We start from the raw sequence: 15,654 nt of genomic DNA, 5'->3' as shown, positions 1-15,654 counted from the left end.
ACCCGTTCCGGCTGGCGTCGTCGAGGCTGATGGCGAACCACCGGGCCTGGTCGGCGTTCTCTTTGGCAGACCGCGGCGGGTCCGGGGCGTGCGCGGAACCCATGGCGGCCACGGTATCCGGCCTACACGACGTCGTCTGGCGCACCAATTCGGGCGGCCTCTAGGTGGCGCTGGCCAGCTTCCCGCCGCCAGCACCACCTTGCTGGCGTGGCGGCTTCCCCGGGCGGGCGGTGTAGTCGCGGGTGAAGGCGGCATCGACGGAAAGCGCCTTCTTGCCAGTGGCGGGGTCGATGCGGGGAGACCGCTCCTGCCGCGCCCGCTCGGCGCGGGCGACCAACTGCTGGTGTTCGCCGCGCGACAGCGGGGGCTCCTTCTCGTGGCGCCGGCCGCGCAGGCGCTTGACCTCGACGCGCTGTGCCAATGTCCGGCGAGCGGCGTGACCGGCCGAAACCGCGCCCCCGGTCTGGTTGCGGCACGGCTTTCCCGGGCCTGCCAGGCAGCGGGGACACGTTTCGGCCCGAACCTGCTCGGCGGTGACCTTCACGTCGGGGGTGTAGCGGCCTCGCCACTCGGCGGGTTTGGTCTTGCGGTCCCTGGTCCGGGCGGTTTTCGTGCCACTGGCCCTGCTGCCCGTACTCGCCTGCTTCGGTGGCTTCTCACCCGCCGTGATGCCCAATACCTCGCGCCATACCGCCACGGTCGCGCTCCGGCTCACCGCCGGCTGCGGCTTCTTACCCTTGCCCACCCGCGCAGCGTACGACCCAGCTGGCCCTCGCAGGTAGTGCAACGCGACTTCCCTTGCTTGCTGGCGCCAGGGCTCCGCCGGGCGTCGGTGTCGGCCCGGTTCGGTCCACCCGGTAGCGGGCCGGAGCGCTCGGGTTCTAGCCTGCCGTGATGGTGAACGGGGAGGCGCGGCCGGAGTTCAAGCAGTGGTACGACCAGGTCCTCGACATCGGTCCGGCCGGCAACCAGGCCTTCTTCGGCCGGGACGTGCTCGCAGGGCTAGTGCAGGGCATCCGGGACTTCCGGGAGCACCGGCAGCAGCGGTGGGAGCAATACCACGGGCCTGGAGCGACGCTGCTGGGCTGTACAATGTGGATGGACGACCCGGAGCTGCTCGTCGAGCTCGCCAAGCTGGAGGCGGCCTGCGTGGTGGTCAGCAAGCAGTCCCGGGACAGGAACGTGCAGCCGCCGGACCTGCCCCGCAAGCTGCGCCGCTTGGACTACCTCAACGCCCGCACTCCCGGCCTCCCGGTCTGCTACTTCCCGCGGCTGGAGGACTTGACCTCCCTGGTCGACGGCGCGCCCCCGGTGATCGGGCCCGGATGGTCGCTGCCACCCCGGGACGAGGTGATCCCCACCGTGCGGACGATCGGCTTCCGCAAGGGCACGGGCACCAACGGGCCGATGCCGCCGATCCTGCACGCCAAGCTGGCGCTACTCGGCCGCCTCTGGAACCACGACGAGGACGACTTCGGGCCAGCCGACGTCACCGCATTCACGCCGAAGCGGCTGTGGATCGGATCGGCGAACTTCACGGCGTCGTCGCGGCGCAGCCTCGAGTTCGGCTTCTGGACCGAGGACCCAGTGCTGCTGCGCGGCGCCGAGGAGTTCCTGCTGGACCTAATCGCCGCCTCCGAGGGCATCGACCCGGACGCCGACGTGCACATGCCGGAGAGGGCGCTGCCGGACTACGACGACGCGGCGATGGCGGAGGCGGCCGCCGCGCTACGATTCGCCGACCTCGACGACAACTGACGGTTCCGCATCCGGCCGGCCCTCAGGGGCACGAGCTCACCGGCCGCGATCCGCCAGAGCTTGCACGACGCCCGACTACGGCTGACCGAGGCGCTACAGCGCGAACGGGCCGCCGAGCAGACACCCGTGCCCCACCTCAGCCCGGCCCGGAAGAGGAACGATGATCATCAACGACGCCACCCGTATCCGACGGAGGATCCCGAGCAGCTCAGCCAGGCGTTCGGCGAGGCCTTCGACCTGGTCGACGAGACCATCGAGGGCATCACCGACGCGGAGGCCGAGGAGCGGCCGCGTCAGCTGCTCGCCGAGACGGCCGAACCCGTTGAACCGGCCGATCTAGACGAGCTAGGCCGTGTGCTCCGGAGCCAATGCTGGAACGTCTCCCGCCGCTTGGATCCGGCGCTGCTGGCCGACCACTGGTCCTGCGTCGAGGGAAGCGCACTGCGCACTGCAGGCCGTCTGGGAGCAGGTGGCGGTCGCGAGGGCCGCCGACGCCGACGCTCGCCGCGAGGCGGCGGAGCAGTTTGCCGCGGCCGCCGCTGCGGCGCGGCAGGCGGCGGAGGTGACCGCGGGGATCGACGCGTACGTTGACATGGCTACGGCCAGTCGAACAGTTGTCTGGGAACGTCGGTAGCCAAGACAATCTGGAATCCAGACCATTGGCAGGGTGGCGGGCAGACCGAGCGCAACGGAATCACCCTTTCAGCGGGTATGGCGAGCCAGTCGGAGACATTGGCCCAGCCCTGCGCCGCCAGGAGCATGTTATCCGGTGGCGCGATGCCATGCGAGCGGCAGAAAGTAGATGTTGGCGCTGGCGAGCTGGCCCCGGTGCCGCGCGGCCCGGACCGACCCACCGACGTGATCGACGACGACGCGAGGGCCATCGTGGAGGCGATGCCCCGCCGAGGCACGATCGGCGTGGACGACCTCGCGACGCGAGCCGGCCTGGCCGTACGAACGGTGCTGCGCAAGATGTCCCTGCTGGAGGAGTTGGCTCTGGTGGTACGCCGCAGCGACGGCTACGCACTGGTCCCACCACGCCGTCCCGACTGAGCTGTCCACCCGGCAGGCCACGCGGTTGAGCTGCACTACCGGTGCGCGGCAGGTTCGCGGGCGCGACCGCCTCGTCTTAGGCTGGGCCGCGTGGGGGGTACCGAAGACCGCAACACCCGCGGCACCCGGGCCGTGCACGCGGCGCTGCCGGAGCCGCTGCGGGACGCGGTGGACGAGTTCGCCCGTTACCTCGCCTCGGTCCGCAACCGCTCGGCCCACACGGTGCGGGCGTACGTCGCCGATCTGGTGTCCCTGCTGGATCACGCGCATCGGATGGGCTGCGCGGAGGTGGCTGAGCTGAGCCTCGACACGGTACGCAGCTGGCTGGCAAAACAGCGGACGATGGGAGCGGCCCGGACGTCGCTGGCCCGGCGAGCGGCGGCGGCGCGCACCTTCAGCGCCTGGGCGCACCGGGGCGGACTGCTACCCACGGACGTGGCCGCCACGCTGGCCAGTCCCCGTCCGCAGCGCACGCTGCCGACCGTGCTCCGCGCCGACCAGGCCGCGCTGCTCGTCGAGGCTCCGACCCGCGGTGCAACCATCAGCGCCCGTCCCGCCGCCGACGCCCACCCGGCCGACGCCCAACCCGCCGGCACAAACCCGGCCGACGCCCAACCCGCTGACGCCCACCCGGGCGCCGATGCCGGCTCCGCCATGGAGATGGCGGACGGTGCCGAGGCGGGAGACCGCGTCGCCGAGGCCGTGCTGTTGCGTGACCGGGCGCTGTTGGAGTTGCTCTACGGCACCGGGGTACGGGTCAGCGAGGCGTGCGGCATCGATCTCGCCGATGTCGACCATGGTCGCCGCGTGGTCCGGGTATGGGGCAAGGGCGGACGGGAACGGTCGGTGCCGTACGGCTTGCCTGCCCAGCGTGCCCTCGACGAGTGGCTGCGGCGGGGACGGTCGGTGCTGGCGGTCCCGGACTCCCGCGACGCGCTGCTGCTCGGCGCCCGAGGTGGCCGGCTGAACCCGACGACCGCCCGCCGGATCGTCGCCGCGTACGCACAGGCCGCCGGCCTGCCCCGGATCAGCCCGCACGGGCTGCGCCACTCGGCCGCCACACATCTGCTCGAAGGCGGCGCGGACCTGCGCGCGGTGCAGGAACTGCTGGGCCACTCCTCGTTGGCCAGCACGCAGGTCTACACCCACGTCTCCGTCGACCGGCTACGCACCGCATACCGCCAAGCCCACCCCCGCGCCTAGCCCCGCCGGCGCCACGCCTGACGAATGGCAACGAAAGCGTCCGTGTGGCGGACGTTTTCATACCAAGATCCATCACGGAGGCCCGGCTGCGGCGTTACGATCATCCGGTGAGCGTCCCGCCGCCGCCTGAACCGATCACCGGCGCCCGTCTGCTCTTCTCCCTCGATCCGGCGGTCAGCCATCTCAACCACGGTTCGTTCGGCGCGGTGCCGGTCTTCGTGCAGCGGGCCCAACAGCGGTTGCGCGACGAGATGGAGGCCGATCCGCTGCGCTTCTTCACCGAGGGTCTGGTCGACCGGATCACGCACGCCCGCCGGCACCTGGCCGGGTTCCTCGGTGCCGACCCGGACGGCACCGCCCTGACCGTCAACGCCACCACCGGGGCGGCGGTGGTGTTGCAGTCCCTCGGGCTGCGCCCCGACGACGAGGTGCTCACCACCGACCATGGCTATGGCGCTGTCGACCTCTCCATCCGCCGGGAATGCCGCCGCACCGGGGCGACGCATCGGGTTCTGCGGGTGCCGCTGTCCGCCACCCCCGAGGAGATCGTGCAGATCATCCGGTCCGGGCTGCGCCCGGGGCGCACCCGCCTACTCGTGGTCGACCAGCTCACCTCGGGGACGGCACGGGTGTTTCCGGTCGCCGCCATCGTCGGAGTGGCTCGGGAACACGGCGTGTCGGTCCTGGTCGACGCCGCGCACGCACCCGGCATGCTGCCGGCGACCGTGCAGAGCATCGGAGCCGACTTCTGGGTCGGCAACCTGCACAAATGGGGGTACGCGCCGCGCGGCACGGCGGTCCTCGTGGTCGCCCCGGCGTGGCGGGAGCGGATCGAGCCGCTGGTGGTCTCCTGGGAACAGGAGGCGGGTTTTCCGGGCCGGATGGAGTGGCAGGCGACGGCGGACTACACCGCCTGGCTGAGCGCCCCGGTGGGGCTCTACGTCCTGCGTACGCTCGGCGTGGACCGGGTACGTGCGCACAACGCGGCACTGGCCGCGTACGGCCAGCGGGTGGTGGGGGACGCGCTCGGCGTGCCACCGGCCGACCTGCCCGACCCGGGCGGGCCCACGGTGGCCATGCGGATCATCCCGTTGCCGGCGGGCCTCGCCACCACCATCGACGGCGCACGGGCGCTGCGGGCCCGGATCGCCGAGCGGCTCGCCACCCAGGTCGCGGTCAACACTTGGGACGGGCGTGGCTGGCTACGACTGTGCGGCCAGGTGTACAACTCGCCCCACGAGTACGACCAGCTCGCCGTGCAGTTGCCCACCCTGCTCCACCAGCGCTGAGCGGCTCCCCGGCGAGCGGCAGCAGGCGGGATCGGCCGAGACCGAGCAGGGCCAACGGGTCGAGATAGTCGCTGCCTCGACGCAGCCCCCAGTGCAGGCAGGCGGCCTGCGGGCAGCCCGCGTGCCCAGGCGCGAGAACACCCAGGACGGCGCCCGCCGGCACCGCCGCGCCGACCGTGACCACCGGTTCCACCGGCTCGTACGTGGTGCGCAGCCCGTCGGCGTGGGTCACGGAGATCACCGGGCGGCCGGCGACCAGGCCGGCGTAGGAGACCGTGCCGGCGCCGGCGGCACGGATCGTCGCACCGGCCGGGGCGAGCAGGTCGACGCCACGATGACCGGCCAGCCAGGGGCGGGGTGGCGGATCGAAGCGACGCACCAGCCGAGGCTGCCCGTCGACCGGCCACCGGTAGCGCCCGGCGGTATCCGGCCGCCCGCCCGACAACGACACGGCCCCCGATGACGGCAGCACCGCCGGAGCCGCTGTCGGCCAGGATGACCGCTGCACCGACGACACCGGCGACGGCACGGGCGACGGTGGGTACGCGACGAGTGGCACGAGCAGAAGGGCGCAGAGCGCGCGGATTCGGGTCACCATGGCGGCGAGTGTGCCGATCACTGGCACAGTTCGCCGCCCGAGGCAGGTCGCCTGTGGACGACGTAGCACCCTGTGGACAACCCGTGCCGACGAAGCTGATCTGCTATGGCCAGACGACCGTCGATCCAGTGTGGACCGATCCGGGCGGGTGGGGGTCCGCCGGGCGACGTCCGACCGGGGAAATCAGCCGCCGAAGCCGGAATCGGCGGGCAGAGAGATGTCGGGCTTTTCCAGTTCCTCGACGTTGACGTCCTTGAACGTCATCACCCGGACGTTCTTGACGAACCGGGCGGGACGATACATGTCCCACACCCAGGCGTCGTGCATCTCGACCTCGAAGTAGACCTCGCCGTCGGAGTTGCGCACATGCAGGTCGACCTGGTTGGCCAGGTAGAACCGCCGCTCGGTCTCCACCACGTAGGAGAACTGACGGACGATGTCGCGGTACTCCCGGTAGAGCTGTAGCTCCATCTCGGTCTCGTACTTTTCGAGATCTTCCGCGCTCATCGCACTCCGCCTTCCATGACCACATCTTCCCCCACCGGCGCCGGAGGCTGAGGCTGCTCGCCCAACGCCACGCCGACGGTACCCCCTGCGAAGCCCGAGCGCTCCATCGGCTCGTCCCGGCTTGCGCCAAGCGGTCGACGCGACCGGGGCGGACGGCTCTCCAGGCCGGAGACGGCCGCGACATTGACATAGGAGAACCGGTGCTCCCGGCACGGACCGTGTGCACGTAGCGCCGCCGTGTGATCGGCGGTGATGTACCCCTTGTGCTCGGCGAAACCGTAGCCGGGGTGCACCGCGTCGAGATCAACCATGATCCGGTCTCGGGTCACCTTGGCCAGTACGCTCGCCGCCGCCACGCAGGCCGCCACCCGGTCACCCTTCCACACCGCGAGACCGGGCACGTCCAGGCCGTCGACGCCGAACCCGTCGGTCAACACGTACTCGGGCCGCACGGTCAGCGAGGCCAGCGCCCGGCGCATCGCAGCCAGGTTGCACACGTGCAGCCCTCGGGCGTCGACCTCCTCGGCCGGCACGACCACCACGGCGTACGCCAGGGCACGCGCGACGACCTCGTCGTACACCCGCTCCCGGCTCGCCGGGGTGAGCAGCTTGGAGTCGGCCAGCCCGTCGATCTCGCCCCGCCGCCCCTCCGGCAGCACCGCGGCGGCGGCCACCAGCGGCCCGGCACACGCGCCCCGGCCGGCCTCGTCGGCGCCAGCGACATACCGGAATCCACGCCGTTGCAGGGCCCGCTCCAGCGCGTAGAGCCCCGCCTCCCGGCGCACCACCGTGCGCGGCGGGGTCAGCATGCCGCACCGCCGGTCGCAGCCGTGGCACCGGTCAACACACGGGTCAGGATCGCTGCCAGGTCCAGCGGGTAGCACCGCTCGGTGGTGTCGCCCAACTCCTGCGCCGACCACCAGCGGTGGCCGTCCACGCTGCCCCGCTCCACCTCGCTGAATCCGGTCGTGTCGACCTCGTGTGCGGCTACCCGCACCAGAAAGAACCGCTGCTCCTGCCGGTACCACACCCCGTCGAAGGAAAACTCCGTCACGTCGGCGTGGACCGGCTCACCGAACTCCGCCACGGCCAACCGCAACCCGGTCTCCTCCGCCAGTTCACGCGCCGCGCCGTCAACGTACGTCTCCCCTGGGTCGAGGCCGCCACCCGGGGTGAACCACCAGCGTCCACCAGCGGGGTGGACCGGATCGAAGCCGCGGAAGAGCAGCAACCGATCGGCCCGGTCGACCAGGAGCACCCGGGCGGCGCGCCTCGGGGTGTAGTGCGTCACCGCACCAGACTGCCAGACGCCCGCGACAACGCCCACGTCCCCCGTCCCACCTGACACTGCCCGCACCGTCAGGGTGTGGGGACCGCCTCGAACTCCTCGGGGACCGTGAGCAGAGTGGCCCGGTTGAACGGCCAGAAGACGGTGAAGGCCCGCCCCACGACGTCCTTCTCCGGGATGGTGGCTGCGGTGATGTTCTCCCCGGACTGCTGGTAGTGCTCCAGGGAGTCGCCGGAGGCGGAGCGATGGTCGCCCATCACCCAGAGCCGACCCTCCGGTACGACGACATCGAACTCCTGGTCCGCCGGCTTGTCCCGGTGCCCCTCGAACGAGAAGATGTACGGCTCGTCCAGCGGCACCCCGTTGATCACCAGGCGGTCCTGCGCGTCGCAGCAGACCAGCCGGTCACCGCCGACCCCGATCACCCGCTTGATGAAGTCCTCGCCCGCAGGATTACCGCTCCACTCGACGGGCGCCTTGAAGACGATCACCTCGCCCCGGTGCGGCGTGCGGAAGTTGTACACCAACTTGTTGACCAGCACCCGATCATCGATCTTGAGAGTGTTCTCCATCGACGGCGACGGGATGAAGAAGGTCTGCAGTACGAAGGCCCGCACCAGTACCGCGACGAGGATCGCCACCCCCAGGAGGATGGGTAGTTCCTTCCAGAAGGAGTGGCGTGGCTTGTCGGTCTGCTCGTCAATCACGGGAGGAGCCTACGTTGCCCGGATCGGTGCCACCGCGTGGAACGCGCGAGAACGGAGAGTGTGGCCGCGATCGGTAGCACCAGGACGACCCCTCCGTCGGTCGTGGGCCGCACCGGTGGCGCGGCGCCGCCGGTGGCCGTGACAGGCGGGGCCACGTCGGCGAACGTCTCGGGCACCGGCAGGGAATGCCAGCGGCTGGACGGCCAGACCACCGCGAAGGCCCGCCCCACCACGTTGTCGATCGGCACCGTGCCCTGGCAGCGGGCGTCCTGCGAGACGAGACGGTGGTCGCCGAGCACGAACATCTGGCCGGGCGGGACCACGATCTCCTCGAACCGCCGGGATCGGCACTCCTGCGGGTTGGGTGGCAGGTCCAGCGGCGAGTCGCGCAGCACGTACGCCGACTCGTCCAGTGGGGTGCCGTTGACCAGCAACCGGCCCTGGTCGTCACAGCAACTCACCCGGTCACCCGGCAGCCCGATGACGCGCTTGATGAAGTCCTTCTCGCCGGGACGGCTGAGCCCGACCAGGTCACCGACGGTACGGCCGAGCCGGTCGACGAAACCACCGGCTGGCTCCGCATCCACCTGCGGCACCCATCGGTCGGTGCCCCGGAAGACCACCACCTCGCCGCGTTGCGGATCCCGCAGGTTGTAGACGACCTTGTTGACCAGGACACGGTCGCCGACGAGCAGGGTGTCCTCCATCGACCCGGAGGGGATGAAGAACGCCTGGAGCAGGAACGTGCGGATCAGCACCGCGAGACAGAAGGCGACGACGAGCAGCAGCGGCAACTCCTGCCAGAGGGGCATCTGCGGCTTGCCGCGTCGGGACCGTCGTCGCCACGGATCAACCGAGCCGCTGTCGTCAAGCGCCTGTACCACGCCCACTCCCCGGTCCGCAGAAACGACTACCGCCCGGAAGTCTCGACGAGACTCCCCGGGCGGTAGTGGAGGTCACCCGCCATGCACGGCGGGTCGCCACCCTACTGCGCCCGTACGACCAGGGTAGTGCGACCCGGCCCGTACGACATACGCGCAGCGTAGGCGGCGTGGCGCGGCGCGAGCTCAGCTCGGCTGCTTCTCGCGCAGCTCCTTGATCTTGGCCTTCTTGCCCCGCAGCTCACGCAGGTAGTAGAGCTTGGCCCGGCGGACGTCACCACGGGTCACGATCTCGATCCGGTCGATCGCCGGGCTGTTGATCGGGTAGGTCCGCTCGACACCGACGCCGAAGCTGAGCTTGCGAACGGTGAAGGTCTCGCGCAGTCCGTCACCCTGGCGGCGGATGACGACGCCCTGGAAGATCTGGACCCGGGACCGGTTACCCTCGACCACCCGGGCGTGCACCTTGACAGTGTCACCGCCACGGAAGTCGGGAAGGTCGGTGCGCTTCGACTGGGCGTCAAGGGCGTCCAGGATGTTCATCGCTGCGTCCTCGTGAGGCTCACGGCGCACCGTCAATCGGCGCGCGGATGGGTGATACTGATCCCCGGATGATGGTCGGCGAGAACCGACCCCGGTCGGGGACCCTCGCAGCCGTCCACGGCGCAGACGACTGCGGCAACCCCTCTACTTTGCCACATCCCGTCCGGGCACCTGAAACCCGGCCCGGTCGAGTGCTGCCACGTCCCGTTTGTCCAGGTGCTGCGGGTCGAGCGCGGCGAGCATGTCGGGCCGGCGCCGACCGGTACGCTCCAGCGCCTCGTCCCGGCGCCACCGGGCGATCCGGCCGTGGTCGCCGGAGCGGAGCACCTCCGGCACGTCCAGCCCGCGCCAGGTCGCCGGCTTCGTGTACATCGGCGCCTCCAGCAGCCCGTGCGCGTGCGACTCCTCGGCCAGCGAGCCGGCATTGCCGAGCACCCCGGGCAGCAGCCGGGTGACCGCCTCCAGGATCACCAGCACCGCGACCTCGCCGCCGAAGAGCACGTAGTCGCCGAGGCTGACCTCGGTGACCGGCATCCGGCTCGCCGCATGGTCGAGTACCCGCTGGTCGATGCCCTCGTACCGGCCGCAGGCGAAGATCAGGTGCGGCTCGGCGGCCAGTTCGTACGCCAAGGCCTGGGTGAACGGCACGCCGGCCGGAGAGGGCACCAGCAGCCGGGGCGCGGCCGGCTGCGCAGCGGCCAGGGCGTCCAGCGCCTCACCCCACGGCTCGGGCCGCATCACCATGCCCGGCCCGCCGCCGTACGGGGTGTCGTCGACCGTGCGGTGCACGTCATGGGTCCAGGTACGCAGATCGTGTACGGCCAGCCGCAGCGTGCCGTTGGCCCGCGCCTTGCCGATCAGCGACAGGTCCAGCGGGGCGAAGTACTCCGGGAAGATCGACACGATGTCGACACGCATCAGGGGGTGCTCCGCAGGATCAGAGGTCGAGCAGGCCATCAGGCGGATCGACCACGACGCGACCACCGGCGAGATCGACCTCGGGGACCATCGCCTTGACGAACGGAATCAGCGCGGTACGCCCCTCGGGACGACGCAGCACCAGCAGATCCGAGGCGGGAGCGTGGTCGATCCGGGCCACCTCGCCGAGGCGCTCCCCGGTCGGGGTGACCACGGCCAACCCCACCAACTGGTGATCGTGGAACTCCTCCGGATCCTCCGGCGGAGCCACGTCGGCGCTGTCCACGGTGAGCAGGGTGCCCCGCAGCGCCTCCGCGACGTCGCGGTCCAGTACCCCTTCGAAGGCGACCAGCAGCCGACCCTGGTGCCAGCGGATGGCCTCGACGGTCAACTCGTCGGGCACCTCGTACCGCGTTCCAGGGCTGACGGCCGGCTCCTGGCCGCCTCGGGAAACCGCTCCCGGCATGGTGGCCAGCACCATGCCGGGAGCGAACCGCGTCTCGGGCTCGTCCGTACGCACCTCCACGGTGACCTCACCGCGGATGCCGTGCGGCTTGCCGATCCTGCCGACGATGAGCTGCATCAGTACGAATCGACGATGTCGACGCGCACGCCGCGCCCACCGATGGAGCCGATCACCTGGCGCAGTGCCTTGGCGGTCCGACCGGACCGCCCGATCACGGTGCCCAGGTCCTCGGGGTGCACGCGAACTTCCAGCCGCTTGCCCCGACGGGAGTCGACCATCCGGACGCGTACGTCATCGGGGTGGTCGACGATGCCCTTGACCAGGTGCTCCAACGCCGGCCGCAGTGCCATGTCAGGCCTGCTCGCCGGAGTCCGCAGCGGCCGGCTCCTCGGCCTTCGGCGCCTCCGCCTCGACCTTGGCGGCCTTCTTGGCCGGCTTGGTCGGGGTGTCGGCCACGCCTGCGGCGGCCTTCGCCTCGGCCTCGTAGGCCGCCTTGCGGTCGGCCCGCTCCGGCGCCACCTTCAGCGGCGGCGGAGCCGGCAGGCCCTTGAACTTCTGCCAGTCACCGGTGAGCTCCAGCAGCCGCTGCACCGCCTCGCTCGGCTGGGCGCCGACGGACAGCCAGTACTGGACCCGCTCCGACTTGACCTCGATCACCGAAGGGTCTTCCTTCGGCTGGTAGATGCCGACGAACTCGATCGCCCGGCCGTCGCGCTTGGTACGCGAGTCGGCGATGACGATGCGGTACTGCGGGTTGCGGATCTTGCCCATCCGCAGGAGCCGGATCTTTACGGCCACGGTTGTTTCGCTCCTGTTGCGATCTCACCGGCCCGGTACGGGCGGTGTGCACGGGTGAGCGCCAACCGGCACAGTGGGGTTGGGCCGGAGACAGCTCGGGTGGACTGGCGACGCGTCCGGGTTAGAGGGCGCCGGACACGCGCCGGATACCAGCCAGCCATTCTGCCAGATCCACCCCGGATCCCTCACATCGCCACCGGCGCGGGTCACCCAGACTGATGGCAATGTGACCCAGAACACACATACTCAACGCGCGGGTGGGCGGTCCCAGCCGGCGGGCAGTCGCTGCGGGGTGACCCACTCCGACGGCGGGGTGAACTCGCACCAGGTGCCGTCGAAGGGGAACTCGCCGGCCTCGGCCAGGGCGATCACCCGCTTGCCCTCGGCCCGTACGGCCGCCTCGTCGGTCACCCAGTAGTGCTCCGGGAAGGCCAACCGCTCGACGAACTCGCCCTCGTCCTTCCACTCCCAACTGCGGTCGGGGCGGACCCACACGTCGAGGTCCTGATCCACGATGTCGACGCCGGCCAGCCCGCCGTCATCCCACCGGACCCCGTTCTCCTCCAGGTTGACGTACCACCCGGCGAATCGCCCCTGCTGATCGCGGAACCACCAGACGGAGTGGGCCGCCCCGGCGGGCAGGAACTTCAGCAGCGGCGGCCCGTTCCACCGCCCCTGCGACAACTGGAACGTCGGGGTGATCCACTCATGGAACGGAACCACCCGCATCCCCAGCCCGTCGGCATTCACCTCGCCCGCCACCGGCGAGCCCTCAGCCACCCACAGCAGCAGCCCACGCTCGTCATCACTGACCACCCGGGCCGGCCGAACCCACCCGATCCGCCCCCGCCGCACATTCCGGTGCACCACCAACCGGCCCGTCTCAAACCTCACGACCCGACCCTACCGCCCCGAAACCGCGCCGATCTTGCACTTTTGGTCGCCGAAATGCACCTTTACTCCGGTGTTGCCACGACAGAAAGTGCAAGATCGACGAGCAGAGCGGGCGGGGTGGGGGTTAGTAGGCGCGGGCGAGGATGGCGGTTAGGTCGGGTTCGTCTTCGGTGTCGGGGACGGAGCCGTCGGCGCGGACCAGGCAGCGGACGGTGACGCCCTGGGCGTTGGCCTTGGCTTCGCCTTCGACGCCTACCGCCGACCACGGAACCCTTGCCCAGCCGGTGGCCGCCGCCTCGATCGCCTCGTCGAGGGTGGCGACGTCGGTGGTGCGGGACTGGCGGAAGGCCAGGGCCTGGTCGTGCAGGGCTTGCTGGTCGGCCTCCAGCGCGGCGAGCACTGCGCCGACCACGTCTGCGATCGGGGTGGGGGCCTTCGAGCCGTCCGTACGCCGGACCACGACCGCGTTGCCCGCGGCCAGGTCGCGCGGGCCGACCTCGACGCGTACCGGGTAGCCGCGCAGCTCCGCGTCGACGGCCCGACGGCCGAAGGGGGTGTCGGTGCGGTCGTCGAGCGCGACCCGGACCCCGGCGTCGCGCAGCGCGTCACGCAGCTTGGCCGCCGCCTCGCCGACACCGTCGCCGTCCTTGACCACCATGATGTACGCCTGCACCGGCGCCAGCTTCGGCGGCACCCGCAGGCCGTTGTCGTCGCCGTGGCACATGATCAGGCCGCCGAGCATCCGGGTCGAGGTGCCCCAGGAGGTGGTCCAGGCGTGCTCCCGGCCGCCCTCGGCCGAGGAGTAGCTGATGTCGAACGCCTTGGCGAAGTTCTGCCCGAGCTCGTGACTGGTGCCGAGCTGGAGCGCCTTGCCGTCGCCCATCATGCCTTCGCAGGTGTACGTGGCGGTCGCTCCGGCGAACCGCTCCCGGGCGGTCTTGAGCCCGACCACCACCGGGATGCCGAGCACGTTGACCATCAGGTCCTCGTACGCCTCGTGCAGGATCTTGCGGGCGTAGGCGCGGGCGTCCTCGCGGGTGGCGTGCGCGGTGTGCCCCTCCTGCCAGAGGAACTCGCTGGTGCGCAGGAAGATCCGCGGGCGCAGCTCCCAGCGGACTACGTTGGCCCACTGGTTGAGCAGCAGCGGCAGGTCCCGGTACGAGTCGATCCACTTGGCCATGAACTCGCCGATGACCGTCTCGCTGGTGGGACGTACCACGACCGGCTCGGCCAACTGCTTGCCGCCGCCGTGGGTGACCACCGCCAGCTCCGGCGAGAAGCCCTCGACGTGCTCGGCCTCGCGCTTGAGGTAGCTCTCCGGGATGAACAGCGGGAAGTATGCGTTCTCCGCGCCGGCCGTCTTGATCCGGTCGTCCATCTCGGCCTGCATCCGCTCCCAGATGGCATAGCCGGCCGGTCGGATCACCATGGTCCCCCGCACCGGCCCGTTGTCGGCCAGCTTCGCCTTAGCGATGAGGTCCTGGTACCACCGAGGAAAGTCCTCGACCCGGGGAGTAAGCACACGCGCCATGACCGCACATCCTATGCCCACCCCCACCCCACCCTTCCCTCCCCCACCGTCCTTCACCCGCCCACCTTTCCCGTGATCAAGAAGTTTGCGTCACCGACGAGTCGATCCCGACGCAAACTTCTTGATCACCTCGACGATGGCGGGTAGGGCTGGCCGCGGAGGATCAGGTGGGTGGGGGTGCGGAGCGCGTTGAGGTCCTGGCGGGGGTCCGCCGGGTAGACGGTGAGATCGGCCAGGCCGCCTTCGGTGAGGCCGGACAGGCCGAGCCAGGCGCGGGCACGCCAGGAGGCGGCGGCTAGGACGTCCATCCGGGACATGCCGGCCTGTTCGTGCAGCAGGAGCATCTCCTCGACGGCGAGGCCGTGGTCGATGCCGCCGCCGGCGTCGGTGCCCACGAAGATCGGCACCCCGGCCTCGTACGCCGAGCGCACCACCTCGGGGAAACGGTCGCGCAGGGCGATCATGTGGTCGGCGTACCCGGGGAACTTGGGTCGGGCCTGGTCGGCGATGTGGCCGAAGGTACGGATGTTGATCATCGTGGGGATCAGGGCGGTGCCCCGCCGGGCCATCAGGTCGATCAGGTCCAGGCTCAGCCCGGTGCCGTGCTCGACCGAGTCCACCCCGGCCCGCACCATGATCTCCACGGCCGACTCGCTGAAGGTGTGCACGGCGGCGCGTACCCCGGCGGCATGGGCGGCGGCCACGGCGGCGGCCATCGTGTCGGCGTCCCAGGCCGGCGCCAGATCACCGACCCCCCGGTCGATCCAGTCCCCGACCAGCTTGACCCAGCCGTTGCCGGCCGCCGCCTGCTCGGCCACGGTCGCCGCCACCTCGGCCGCGCCGACCTCCACCCCGATGTCACGCAGGTACCGCTTCGGCGGTGCGATGTGCCGCCCGGCCCGGATCAGCCGGGGCAGGTCGGGTTCGTCCTCAAGCTCCGGGTACGGGAAGGGCGAACCGGCGTCCCGGATCGCCAGCACCCCGGCGTCCCGGTCGGTACGCGCCAACGTCCGCGCCTGGTCCAGGGAGGTGATCGGGGTCGCCCCCCGGGCGATGCCGATGTGACAGTGCGCGTCCACCAGCCCCGGCAGGATGAAGCCACGATCGGCGATCGTCTCGGCGCCGGGCACCGGATCAAAGGTGACCCGATCGCCGACCAGCCACAGGTCCCGGACCTCGTCGTCCGGCAGGAGCACACCGCGCACATGCAGAGCCATGCG

Annotated in this window: 17 protein-coding genes and 2 pseudogenes; 4 read left to right on the top strand and 15 right to left on the bottom strand. The window is 70.9% G+C overall.

The window, feature by feature from the left end; genetic code table 11:
- Positions 1 to 160: 160 nt before the first annotated feature.
- Positions 161 to 745, bottom strand: coding sequence for a hypothetical protein (locus AB0M35_RS04135; RefSeq protein WP_363741163.1), 585 nt, complete (start codon positions 743 to 745; stop codon positions 161 to 163).
- A gap of 149 nt (positions 746 to 894) precedes the next feature.
- On the opposite strand from AB0M35_RS04135, the gene AB0M35_RS04130 reads away from it, so the two are divergent.
- The 4 genes and pseudogenes from AB0M35_RS04130 (at position 895) to AB0M35_RS04115 (ending at position 5,303) form a co-directional block, all read left to right on the top strand.
- Positions 895 to 1,758: a hypothetical protein gene (locus AB0M35_RS04130; RefSeq protein WP_363741161.1), complete on the top strand. Its 864-nt coding sequence runs from the start codon at positions 895 to 897 to the stop codon at positions 1,756 to 1,758.
- Positions 1,759 to 2,571: 813 nt separating this feature from the next.
- Positions 2,572 to 2,811 (top strand): annotated as a pseudogene (locus AB0M35_RS04125) (DNA processing protein DprA); the annotation flags it as partial.
- 90 nt (positions 2,812 to 2,901) lie between these two features.
- Positions 2,902 to 4,014, top strand: coding sequence for a tyrosine recombinase XerC (locus AB0M35_RS04120; protein WP_363741160.1), 1,113 nt, complete (start codon positions 2,902 to 2,904; stop codon positions 4,012 to 4,014).
- A 107-nt stretch (positions 4,015 to 4,121) separates the two neighbouring features.
- Complete coding sequence (locus tag AB0M35_RS04115) at positions 4,122 to 5,303, top strand: aminotransferase class V-fold PLP-dependent enzyme (RefSeq protein WP_363741158.1); 1,182 nt, start codon at positions 4,122 to 4,124, stop codon at positions 5,301 to 5,303.
- Here the strand turns inward: AB0M35_RS04115 and AB0M35_RS04110 are convergent.
- From AB0M35_RS04110 to AB0M35_RS04045, 14 genes and pseudogenes are all read right to left on the bottom strand, one after another.
- On the bottom strand, positions 5,191 to 5,901 hold the full coding sequence (locus AB0M35_RS04110) for a M23 family metallopeptidase (protein WP_363741156.1): 711 nt from the start codon (positions 5,899 to 5,901) through the stop codon (positions 5,191 to 5,193). The genes AB0M35_RS04115 and AB0M35_RS04110 overlap by 113 nt on opposite strands.
- A gap of 183 nt (positions 5,902 to 6,084) precedes the next feature.
- Entirely contained in the window at positions 6,085 to 6,408 is a 324-nt protein-coding gene (locus AB0M35_RS04105) for a DUF2469 domain-containing protein (protein WP_007075222.1), read from the bottom strand.
- Positions 6,405 to 7,217, bottom strand: coding sequence for a ribonuclease HII (locus AB0M35_RS04100; RefSeq protein ID WP_363741153.1), 813 nt, complete (start codon positions 7,215 to 7,217; stop codon positions 6,405 to 6,407). The genes AB0M35_RS04105 and AB0M35_RS04100 overlap by 4 nt, the downstream gene beginning before the upstream one ends.
- Positions 7,211 to 7,699, bottom strand: a complete 489-nt coding sequence (locus AB0M35_RS04095) for an NUDIX domain-containing protein (protein ID WP_363741913.1) — start codon at positions 7,697 to 7,699, stop codon at positions 7,211 to 7,213. The genes AB0M35_RS04100 and AB0M35_RS04095 overlap by 7 nt, the downstream gene beginning before the upstream one ends.
- A 68-nt stretch (positions 7,700 to 7,767) precedes the next feature.
- Entirely contained in the window at positions 7,768 to 8,403 is a 636-nt protein-coding gene (gene lepB, locus AB0M35_RS04090; protein ID WP_363741151.1) for a signal peptidase I, read from the bottom strand.
- 9 nt (positions 8,404 to 8,412) lie between these two features.
- A pseudogene (gene lepB, locus AB0M35_RS04085) lies at positions 8,413 to 9,287 on the bottom strand (signal peptidase I).
- 183 nt (positions 9,288 to 9,470) lie between these two features.
- The gene (gene rplS, locus AB0M35_RS04080; protein ID WP_363741150.1) at positions 9,471 to 9,827 is read right to left on the bottom strand and encodes a 50S ribosomal protein L19; all 357 of its coding nucleotides are present in this window, start codon (positions 9,825 to 9,827) and stop codon (positions 9,471 to 9,473) included.
- A gap of 144 nt (positions 9,828 to 9,971) precedes the next feature.
- Positions 9,972 to 10,745, bottom strand: a complete 774-nt coding sequence (gene trmD / locus AB0M35_RS04075) for a tRNA (guanosine(37)-N1)-methyltransferase TrmD (protein ID WP_363741148.1) — start codon at positions 10,743 to 10,745, stop codon at positions 9,972 to 9,974.
- 19 nt (positions 10,746 to 10,764) lie between these two features.
- The gene (gene rimM / locus AB0M35_RS04070) at positions 10,765 to 11,328 is read right to left on the bottom strand and encodes a ribosome maturation factor RimM (RefSeq protein WP_363741147.1); all 564 of its coding nucleotides are present in this window, start codon (positions 11,326 to 11,328) and stop codon (positions 10,765 to 10,767) included.
- On the bottom strand, positions 11,328 to 11,588 hold the full coding sequence (locus AB0M35_RS04065) for an RNA-binding protein (protein ID WP_175440282.1): 261 nt from the start codon (positions 11,586 to 11,588) through the stop codon (positions 11,328 to 11,330). The genes rimM and AB0M35_RS04065 overlap by 1 nt, the downstream gene beginning before the upstream one ends.
- Positions 11,563 to 12,009: a 30S ribosomal protein S16 gene (rpsP, locus tag AB0M35_RS04060; protein WP_363741145.1), complete on the bottom strand. Its 447-nt coding sequence runs from the start codon at positions 12,007 to 12,009 to the stop codon at positions 11,563 to 11,565. The genes AB0M35_RS04065 and rpsP overlap by 26 nt, the downstream gene beginning before the upstream one ends.
- 246 nt (positions 12,010 to 12,255) lie before the next feature.
- Positions 12,256 to 12,903, bottom strand: a complete 648-nt coding sequence (locus AB0M35_RS04055) for a DUF402 domain-containing protein (protein ID WP_363741143.1) — start codon at positions 12,901 to 12,903, stop codon at positions 12,256 to 12,258.
- A gap of 124 nt (positions 12,904 to 13,027) precedes the next feature.
- On the bottom strand, positions 13,028 to 14,434 hold the full coding sequence (gene proS / locus AB0M35_RS04050) for a proline--tRNA ligase (RefSeq protein WP_363741141.1): 1,407 nt from the start codon (positions 14,432 to 14,434) through the stop codon (positions 13,028 to 13,030).
- Positions 14,435 to 14,559: 125 nt separating this feature from the next.
- Positions 14,560 to 15,651, bottom strand: coding sequence for an amidohydrolase family protein (locus AB0M35_RS04045; RefSeq protein ID WP_363741138.1), 1,092 nt, complete (start codon positions 15,649 to 15,651; stop codon positions 14,560 to 14,562).
- Between the last annotated feature and the right edge of the window lie 3 nt (positions 15,652 to 15,654).

Source organism: Micromonospora sp. NPDC051196 (assembly GCF_040682415.1).
GTDB lineage: Bacteria > Actinomycetota > Actinomycetes > Mycobacteriales > Micromonosporaceae > Micromonospora.
The sequence above is the reverse complement of the archived record's forward strand: the minus strand, read 5'-3'. Positions and strand labels throughout refer to the sequence as shown.